Below are 7,999 nucleotides of genomic sequence, written 5' to 3'. Positions count from 1 at the left end.
TTTTTATAACACCCCCCCCCCCGGGGGGGGGGGGGCGGACCCCGCGGGGGGCCCCCCCCCGCCCCGTACTCCCCCCTATCCCGATCAACCCGATCCAGGAGAACCCCATGGCTCACACGGCCGACTTCGACATCAACGCCGCCCGGGCGCAGCGCCAAGAGGCGCACGGCCGCACCTGGTCCTTCCACCTCGACGGCGACACCTTCGAACTCCCCACCGAGATCCACCGGGCGACCGCCAAGGCGCTGCGGAAGCTGGAGGACAACGACGTCGACGGACTGCTCGCCCTGCTGATGGGCGAAGAGCAGTTCGCCCGCTTCGCGGAGCACGACGTCACCATGCAGGACATCGCCGCCGTCCTCGACGCCTACGGCCAGGAGACCGGGCTCGGCGTGGGGGAAGACTGAGCCTCGCCGCGTTCGTCGACGAACACGCCGAGGCACTCGAAGCCGACCTGCTGCGGTACTACCGCGCCGACCTTCTCGACTGGCACCGGGGCGCGATGTCGTCCCGCCGGCTCTCGGTACTGATCAAGCACCTCCCGCCGGACAGCGCGGTGAGCCGGGAGATCGACGGGGAGTCGGCGGAGTGGTCCGTGACGGACTACCTGCTGGCCGCCGCGGTCGACCATCTGGCCGTCGCCAACTGGATGTTCACCTCCGTCCACTCCGACGAACCGCCGGATCCGCCGGAGCCGGTCCCGCGCCCGGGGCTGCCCGGGGAGCGCGAGGACGCGGACGACCGCGCGCCCGGTGACCCCGGGGCGCCGGCGGGGGACGTGAGCCCGCCCGACCCGGCCGAGTTGGCCCGGTTCTTCAGCTGACCCGCGAGGAGCGGTCGTGACAGATGCAAAGGAAGCCGGCGTCGAACAGCAGATAGCCGACCTCAAGGCCGCGCTGGAGAAGAAGGCGGACAAGGCCGCGGCCCCGTTCCTCACCGCCGAACAGGTCCACAAGGAGGCGCTGAAGGAGGGCGGCCGGCCGGGCGAACCGCTGGCCACCCAGAAGTGGGTGAAGGCCCAGGGGGGCGAACCGGCCGGGGGCGGTGGCGGCGGAACGCAGATCGGTCCGTTCACGATCAGCCCCGAGATGGTCAAGACCCAGCCCGATGTGCTCCTCCTCGCCCTCGGTCTGGTGCTCTTCAAGATAGACCTGTCGCTCTTCGACCTCTCGGAAAAAATCAACAACGTCGCTCGCAGACCGTTCTACGGAGCGGGGAACATGCTCCGCCGCTGGCTGCACGGTGCCCCGGCCCCGGAGCCCGGCGAGGACCCGGACCAGCGGCGGAGACGGCGCTTCTATCAGCTGCCGCAGGCCCGGGAGGGCTCGCGGCGGGCCCGGATCGGCCTCGCCCCGGGCGACGAGGACCGCGCGTGGCGCACCCCCATGGACCGGGCGCAACGCGATATGGACCTGCTCAACAGCCGTATAGCGGCACTCGAAGAAGGCCGGACGCGCACGGCGCGGAACACCGTGCGCGCGGGCGGCGGAGGCGACCGGAGCCGGGGCGGACAGAACAGGACCGACCGCCAGAACCGATCCCCCGGGGGCGCTCGTGCCACGACAGGGCGCGCCGCCGCCAGAACCGCCGCCCGTGCCACCACGCGGCCCGGGGCGGGGGGTCGGGCCACCACCACCCCGGACCTGCGCACCGTCACCCAGGACGCGAACGCCCTCACCCGGGCCGTCGACGGGCGTTGACCCGCCGCCGGAAACGGAGAACGAAGGAGACTCCCGATGTCTCTCGTCAGAGCACTCAACAATGCCAACGGCTCCCTCAAAACGCTCAAGGACCGGTCCGACAGCGCCGGGCGCGCCGTCAACGGCCTCAAGACCGGCGCGCAGAACAGCGAGGGCGGCGTCAAGAAGCTCAAGAACGCCGCCAAGGACGCCGCCAAGGAGGTGAAGAAGCTCCGGGACAACTCCGACCGCGCCAAGAGGACCGTCGACGACCTGGGCAAGGCCGGCGAGAAGGGCGGCGGCCAGGTCGGCAAGTTCAAGGGCGGCGCCGACAACGCCAAGAGGGGCATGGACGGGCTCAACCGCTCCATGCGGGGCAACCTCTTCGTCCGGCTGACCGAGCTGATCCTCTCCCTGGTGGAGGGGATCATCGATCTGGCCCTCCGGTCGGAAGGGCTGAGGAAGGCGGTCAAGAAGGCGTTCGACGGCATCGTGAACGCCGTCAAGAAGGTGAGCGAGAAGGCCCTGCCGAAGATCAAGGCGTTCGGCAAGAGCGTCAAGGACACCTACGACGGCATCAAGAAGAAGGTCACGGACACCGTCCGCAACGTCAAGGAGTCCGTGAAGAACGGCTTCAACAACGTCAAGGACAACATCCGGGACAAGCTCGACAACGCCCGGGCGAAGGTCAAGGAGATCTGGGAGAGGATCCAGGGCCACATCGAGCCCGTCACCGAGTTCATCAAGAACGTCCCGAACGCCTTCAGCACCGCCAAGGACAAGATCTCCAAGGCGTGGGGAAAGCTCTCCGGCATCGCCGAGGACGCCTTCGGTGCGGTCAAGGACAAGGTCAGGTCCCCGATCAACAGTGTGATCGACCTGGTCAACGGCGCGATCCGGGCGTTCAACTCCCTCAGCTTCAAGGTTCCCGACTGGGTCCCCCTCATCGGGGGCAGGGGCCTCCCCAAGTTCTCCGCCATCCCCCGGCTGGCCGAAGGCGGTGTCGTGGCGCCCCGAACGGGCGGCGTCCCGGCGATCATCGCCGAGGCCGGGGAGGCCGAGGCCGTCCTGCCCCTGTCCAAGCTCTCCCGGCTGCTGCGGTACACCGCCCGGCGGGCCCGGGAGGGATCGGGCGCCGGAGACCCGGGCGCCGGTTTCCACATCGAGCACTACCACGCCGCTCCCACCAGTGACCCGCGGGCCACGGCCAAGGCGCTGATGTTCCTGGTGAAGGCGCGCGGATGAGCGCGCACGCCGCCGCTTCCGCCGTCCATCCGCTCGCCGGGACCGCCGGGCCGATGAGCCTGTTCGGAACCCGGGCCGCCCAGGCCGCCGGCTCCGTACGCGGCCTGCGGGAATCCACCCGTACCGGCACCGACTCCGTCCGTCGGCTCAGGAGCGCCGTCACGGACGCCGGGCCCGCCGTCAACGACCTCCGGGCCCGCGCCGAGGCCGCCCCGTCCCAGGTCCGCGCCCTGGGACGGAACGCCACCACCGCGGCCGGCCGGCTGGAGGCCGTCAAGCGCTCCGCCCGCAGATCGGGCGGATCGGCCCGGTCGCTGTCGTCCGCCGGGGAGCGCGTCGCCCCGCTGCCCGCCCTGGTGGGCGGGGCGTTCGACATCATCAGACCTTTTATGAACGTCATCGCGGGCGGGCTCATCGCCACCGCCGTCGCCATGATCGCCATCAATACCGCGGCGGCGAGCAACCCCTTCGGGGGAGCCGCCATCGCGGTGTTCCTGACGATCGACGCGATCATCCTCCTCGTCACCAACTTCGAGGAGACCAAGCGGTACGCGAAGGAGGCGTTCGAGGCGTTCCGGAAGGGCGTCGAGTGGATCGGGCAGCAGGTCGCCCCGGTCGTCGAGAACGCCCGTGAAGCGGCCCGCGGCGCGCTGGACGACCTGAAGACGAGGGTTCAGGAGCCGGTGCGGTCCATCCGGAAGCAGGTGTCGGAGCGCCTCACCGCGGCCCGCGACGGTATCCGCGGCGCGACCGACGCGGTCACCGCCCTCGTCCGCGACCCCTGGAAAGCGCTCCAGAAGGCCGTCGAACCCCTCGTCGAGTGGGTCCGTGACACGATCCCCTCCAGCCTGAGCGGGGTGAAGGACGCCACGGCCGACCTGCTCGAAGGCGCGGCGGAGTCCGTCGTGAACACCTTCCAGAGCTTCGTCGGGGTCCTCTCGGCCCCGGCCCACTTCGTGAACTGGTTCATCGACGAAGTGCGGAATATCGACTTCTCCGGCTTCAAAGAGGCCGGGAAGAAGGTGAAGGACTTCTTCCTCGCCGACGGCGGTCTCGTCCACCCGCCCCACGGCGCCCGCGGAGGCCCGGTCACTCCCCTCGGCGACGTGCCCGAACTGCGGGCCGCCGAACCTGACCGGCGCGAGTCCGGACCGACGGGCCGACGGCGCCACCTGGAGACCTTCCGCGAGGACACGGGCGCCGGCCCCCACGAGATCGCCGAGGACCTCCTCTTCCTCGCCCTTACGGCATGAGGCCCCGGGCCCGTACCGCGTACGACGCCCCGGGCTCCGCCCCGTACCGCCGAGGAGGCGCACAGGACCGGGTCGCGCACCCGTATCCGCACCCCCGCCGGCCCGGCCCCGCCGGCCCGCCGGCCCATCGACCTCTCCGCACCGTCTCCCCAGGAGGTGACGGCCCATGGCCACCCCCGTCGCACCCCCCGTGGACGCCGACAACGGCGCCACACCCGCCTCACTGATCACCCGCGACGGGCAGATCCAGTGGGGCGGGCTGCTCCTCGGCCCCGGTACGCCGTACGAGATCGACCGCACCGGCCTCACCGGCTGGGAGGACCTCCCGGACGCCGACACCACGGACGCCGACCGTCCCACCGCGCACGGCGCCTGGACCGGGCTGCAGTACGCCCGCCCGCGCCGGTTCGGCGGCCAGATCTGGCTGCTGCCCGCCCCCGGCGCCGCCCCGGCGGACACCCTGCGCACCCTGCGCCGCGCCCTCGCGCTCTCCGACACCGAGCAGTGGCTCGCGGTCCGGCTGGCCGGCGAGACGCTGGCGGTACGGGCCAGGGTCACCCAGCGGGTCATCCCCGCGGACCGCAACCTGGTCGCCCAGGGCGTCGGCCGGGTGAGCGTCCAGTGGGTCGCCACCGACCCCCGGAGGTACGCGGTCGACGCCCAGGTCCGGAGCACCGCGGCCCCCCTGCCCGCCGTCGGCCTGCGCTGGCCCGTCGCCTGGCCCCTCGACTGGGGAACGCCCACCAGCAGCGGCGACCTTCGGATCGTCAACGACGGAAGCGCGCCGTCCCACCCCGTGATCACCTTCCGCGGCCCCTGCTCCAACCCTCTGCTCACCTACCGGGGCGGCACCCGGCGCCTGCGCTACCTGATCGATCTCGGCGTCGACGACGAACTGGCCGTGGACACCTCGGAGGGCACGGTCACCCTCAACGGCACCGCGTCCCGCCGCCACACGGCCGCGCCGGACAGCAGCCCCGAGGAGCTGTTCACCCTCGGGCCCGGGGTGAACGAGCTGTCGTACCGGCCGCGTTCCTCCGAACCCGAATCCACCGTCTCCGTGTGGTGGCGCAGCGCCGAGTGGTGAGGGTCCCGAGCCCGTCCCGACACCCCGCAGGCCCGGCGTGGCGCCGCCGCCCCGCCGACCCGATGAACCACAGACCCGAGGAGCACCCATGACCATCCGTACCGTCTGGCACGCGCCCACCGGCCAGACCCAGGAGGACACCCGCCTCGCCACCTCCGCCCTGCTCACCCCGATCGGCCCGCTGGCCTCCCGCGGCGGGGTCGTCCCCGGCGGCCTCCACCTCGCCGGACTCAACGCCATGCAGTGCACCATCAACACCGGCCGCGCGATCGTCCAGACCACCGACCGGCAGGGCGCCTATCTGGTGGCCGTCACCGAGCCGGAGACCGTCACCATCAGCCCCGGCGACCCCAACGGCATGCGCCGGGACAAGATCGTCCTGGAGATCCAGGACAGCCCCTACGACCAGACGGGCGCCACCCAGGCGGTGATCAAGGTCGTCCAGGGTCAGGTCGCCCCCACCGCGCCCGTCGAACCGCCGACCCCGGCGGGCGCCCTGCCCCTGTTCACCGTCACGGTGCCCAGGAACGCCGCGTCCATCAACTGGTCGACCGCGGTCGAGAATCGCCGCTACCCCACCGCCGCACTGGGCGGCATCGTCCCCACTCACGGCTTCGACGGCCTCTACACCGGCCAGTACCGGGACAACGGCGCCCGGCTCGAGCGGTGGAACGGCACCGTCTGGACCGCCTATCCCCCGGCCCCGGCGTGGCGCTCCTGGACCCCCGCCTGGACCTCGGTCAGCGGCCTCGACCCGGTCTTCGGCAACACCACGGTCGACTGCCGCTACGTCCAGCAGGGCACGACCGTCCACTTCAACGTACGGATCGCCTTCGGCACCACCACCAACTTCCGAACCGGCAGCACCAACTGGCGCTTCAGCCTCCCGGTCACCGCGGCCGGCACCACCCACGGCATCGGCTTCGTCGAGCTCCACCAAGGCGCGGACCAGTCCCCGGCCACCCCGGCGGACCGCGCCGTCGGCCGGCTCCGCCTCACCAGCACCAACTGGTTCGAGGTGGAGGTCAGCTCCGGCAAGGTGCGCGGGGGCGCCCTGTCCGGCGTCGGCATCGTGGACAGCGCCTACCCCTGGACCTGGAAGGCCACCGACCACATCGTCGGCTCCGGCACCTACGAGGCAGCCGCCGTATGACCACGGACACGCCCTACCGGGTGCTGTTCTGCGATCTGCTCACCGACCGGCCGATCGACGTCCTCCCCCTGCGGGACGTCTCCTTCGACGACTACATCGGCCGCAGTGGCTCCCTCACCGGCACCATCCCCGTCCCCGACGCCCGGATCGCCGCCCGCGCCCGGAAGATCGTCGAGGGCCGTACCTCGGTCTACCTGGAGCGGGGCAACGACCTGTGGTGGGGCGGCATCGTCTGGACCACCACCCCCGCCTCCGACGACAAGGGCGTCCTCACTCTCGCCGTCCAGGCCGCCACCTTCGACTCGTACGCCGCCCGCCGCCGGATCCGCACCTCCGTCGTCGACCGCGGCGGCCGGGACCAGCTGCAGATCGCCCGGATTCTGTGGCGGCTGATGCAGCAGAGGCCCAGCGGCGATATCGGTGTCGTCTTCGAATCGTACGAGGACTCGGGCGTCGAGCAGAGCGTCGCCTGGTGGGAGGGGGACGAGGTCACCTACGAGGAGGCGATGCACCAGATCGCCGAGCAGGGCAAGGGCTTCGAGCACCACATCGTCGTCCGGCGCGACCCGGTCACCGGGCAGCGCACCCGGCTGCTCCGGCTGGGCAGCCCCGAGCTCGACGGCGGCCCCGCCGACCTCGTACTGGACCGTCCCGGCACGATCCTCTCGTACGCCTTCCCCCGCGACGCGACCCGCGGCGGTACCCACTCCCGGGCCCGCGGGGGCAACCACTCCAGCGACCCGAACGGAGAGGGCCGGCCGGTCTCCTCACGCGAGTGGGTGGCCGAGGAGCTGATCGAGGCCGGCTGGCCCCAGATCGACCTCAGCGCCGAGAACTCGTCGGCCACCACAAGAGGACCGCTCGACTTCCTGGCCTGGAAGACCCTGCAGGACGCCCGGGGCGCCGTCGTCATCCCCGAGGTCACCGTGCGGCTGGACGGCAGCCTCCCCGTCGCACCCGAACTGCTCAGCCGGACCGTACGGCTGCGGATCACCGACGAATGGCACCCGGAGGGGCTCGACCGGCGGTACCGGGTCATCGGCATCAAGGTGTCCCCGCCCCAGCGCGGCCGCCCCGAGACGGCCGAACTGTATCTGGAGGCGCCCTGATGCCCGCCCTGCCCGAAGACCTCGTCGACCTGATCAACGAAATGCGGCGGAGGCTGGACCGGGTGGCCCTGGCCGCCGTCACCCAACCGCAGAACACCCTGCCCCTCCCCCTCGCCCTCTACCCCGCGCCCATCGCCGTCACCTCGACGCAGTGGACCCCGGTACTCCAGGGCGACTTCCCCCTCCAGCGCCCCCGGATCGCGGTCGGCGTCCGCCTCCTGGCCGCCCCCGGCACCACGGTCGAGGCCCGGGTGCTGCGCCTCGCCGCCGACGGCACGACCGTCCCGGTCGGCGACCCGGTGAGCGCGACCGGCGCGTCGGCCACCCTGGAGATCGACGTCCCGCACGGTCTGACGCTCCCCGTCCGAAGCGGTCTGTACATCGAGGGCCGCCGGGCCGCAGGACCGGGCGAGGCGACCGTGGGCGTGCTGTACGCCGAAGGACGCCCGCTGTGAACCGCGGCGTACCCGTGC

Annotated in this window: 9 protein-coding genes; all 9 read left to right on the top strand. The window is 72.0% G+C overall.

Features of this window, described 5'->3' with window-relative positions:
• Window positions 1–107: 107 nt before the first annotated feature.
• The 9 genes from ACFXG1_RS27720 (at window position 108) to ACFXG1_RS27680 (ending at window position 7,981) form a co-directional block, all read left to right on the top strand.
• A complete protein-coding gene (locus tag ACFXG1_RS27720; RefSeq protein WP_384711092.1) occupies window positions 108–407 on the top strand; it encodes a hypothetical protein in 300 nt (99 codons plus the stop codon).
• 95 nt (window positions 408–502) lie between these two features.
• The gene (locus ACFXG1_RS27715; RefSeq protein ID WP_384711089.1) at window positions 503–823 is read left to right on the top strand and encodes a hypothetical protein; all 321 of its coding nucleotides are present in this window, start codon (window positions 503–505) and stop codon (window positions 821–823) included.
• Window positions 824–839: 16 nt separating this feature from the next.
• Window positions 840–1,700 (top strand): hypothetical protein, encoded by an 861-nt coding sequence (locus ACFXG1_RS27710; RefSeq protein WP_384711087.1) that lies wholly within the window; start codon window positions 840–842, stop codon window positions 1,698–1,700.
• 36 nt (window positions 1,701–1,736) lie between these two features.
• Window positions 1,737–2,924, top strand: a complete 1,188-nt coding sequence (locus ACFXG1_RS27705) for a phage tail protein (RefSeq protein ID WP_384711084.1) — start codon at window positions 1,737–1,739, stop codon at window positions 2,922–2,924.
• Window positions 2,921–4,177 carry a hypothetical protein gene (locus ACFXG1_RS27700; RefSeq protein WP_384745010.1) on the top strand — a complete coding sequence of 419 codons (1,257 nt, stop codon included), beginning with the start codon at window positions 2,921–2,923 and terminating at the stop codon, window positions 4,175–4,177. The genes ACFXG1_RS27705 and ACFXG1_RS27700 overlap by 4 nt, the downstream gene beginning before the upstream one ends.
• A 166-nt stretch (window positions 4,178–4,343) precedes the next feature.
• Window positions 4,344–5,264, top strand: coding sequence for a phage distal tail protein (locus ACFXG1_RS27695; RefSeq protein WP_384711078.1), 921 nt, complete (start codon window positions 4,344–4,346; stop codon window positions 5,262–5,264).
• Window positions 5,265–5,352: 88 nt separating this feature from the next.
• The gene (locus tag ACFXG1_RS27690; protein WP_384711075.1) at window positions 5,353–6,417 is read left to right on the top strand and encodes a hypothetical protein; all 1,065 of its coding nucleotides are present in this window, start codon (window positions 5,353–5,355) and stop codon (window positions 6,415–6,417) included.
• Complete coding sequence (locus ACFXG1_RS27685; RefSeq protein WP_384711072.1) at window positions 6,414–7,526, top strand: hypothetical protein; 1,113 nt, start codon at window positions 6,414–6,416, stop codon at window positions 7,524–7,526. The genes ACFXG1_RS27690 and ACFXG1_RS27685 overlap by 4 nt, the downstream gene beginning before the upstream one ends.
• Window positions 7,526–7,981: a hypothetical protein gene (locus tag ACFXG1_RS27680; RefSeq protein ID WP_384711069.1), complete on the top strand. Its 456-nt coding sequence runs from the start codon at window positions 7,526–7,528 to the stop codon at window positions 7,979–7,981. Before ACFXG1_RS27685 ends, ACFXG1_RS27680 begins: the two co-directional genes overlap by 1 nt.
• Window positions 7,982–7,999: the final 18 nt, after the last annotated feature.

This window comes from Streptomyces sp. NPDC059248 (assembly GCF_042753905.1).
Taxonomy (GTDB): domain Bacteria; phylum Actinomycetota; class Actinomycetes; order Streptomycetales; family Streptomycetaceae; genus Streptomyces.
Note: the sequence above shows the minus strand (reverse complement) of the source record. Positions and strands in the feature narration are given on the sequence as shown.

Bases quoted from the DNA above. Each gene is read 5' to 3' on its own strand.
- ACFXG1_RS27720 (WP_384711092.1), top strand. From the start codon at position 108: ATGGCTCACACGGCCGACTTCGACATCAACGCCGCCCGGGCGCAGCGC.
- ACFXG1_RS27715 (WP_384711089.1), top strand. From the start codon at position 503: ATGTCGTCCCGCCGGCTCTCGGTACTGATCAAGCACCTCCCGCCGGAC.
- ACFXG1_RS27705 (WP_384711084.1), top strand. From the start codon at position 1,737: ATGTCTCTCGTCAGAGCACTCAACAATGCCAACGGCTCCCTCAAAACG.
- ACFXG1_RS27700 (WP_384745010.1), top strand. From the start codon at position 2,921: ATGAGCGCGCACGCCGCCGCTTCCGCCGTCCATCCGCTCGCCGGGACC.
- ACFXG1_RS27695 (WP_384711078.1), top strand. From the start codon at position 4,344: ATGGCCACCCCCGTCGCACCCCCCGTGGACGCCGACAACGGCGCCACA.
- ACFXG1_RS27690 (WP_384711075.1), top strand. From the start codon at position 5,353: ATGACCATCCGTACCGTCTGGCACGCGCCCACCGGCCAGACCCAGGAG.
- ACFXG1_RS27685 (WP_384711072.1), top strand. From the start codon at position 6,414: ATGACCACGGACACGCCCTACCGGGTGCTGTTCTGCGATCTGCTCACC.
- ACFXG1_RS27680 (WP_384711069.1), top strand. From the start codon at position 7,526: ATGCCCGCCCTGCCCGAAGACCTCGTCGACCTGATCAACGAAATGCGG.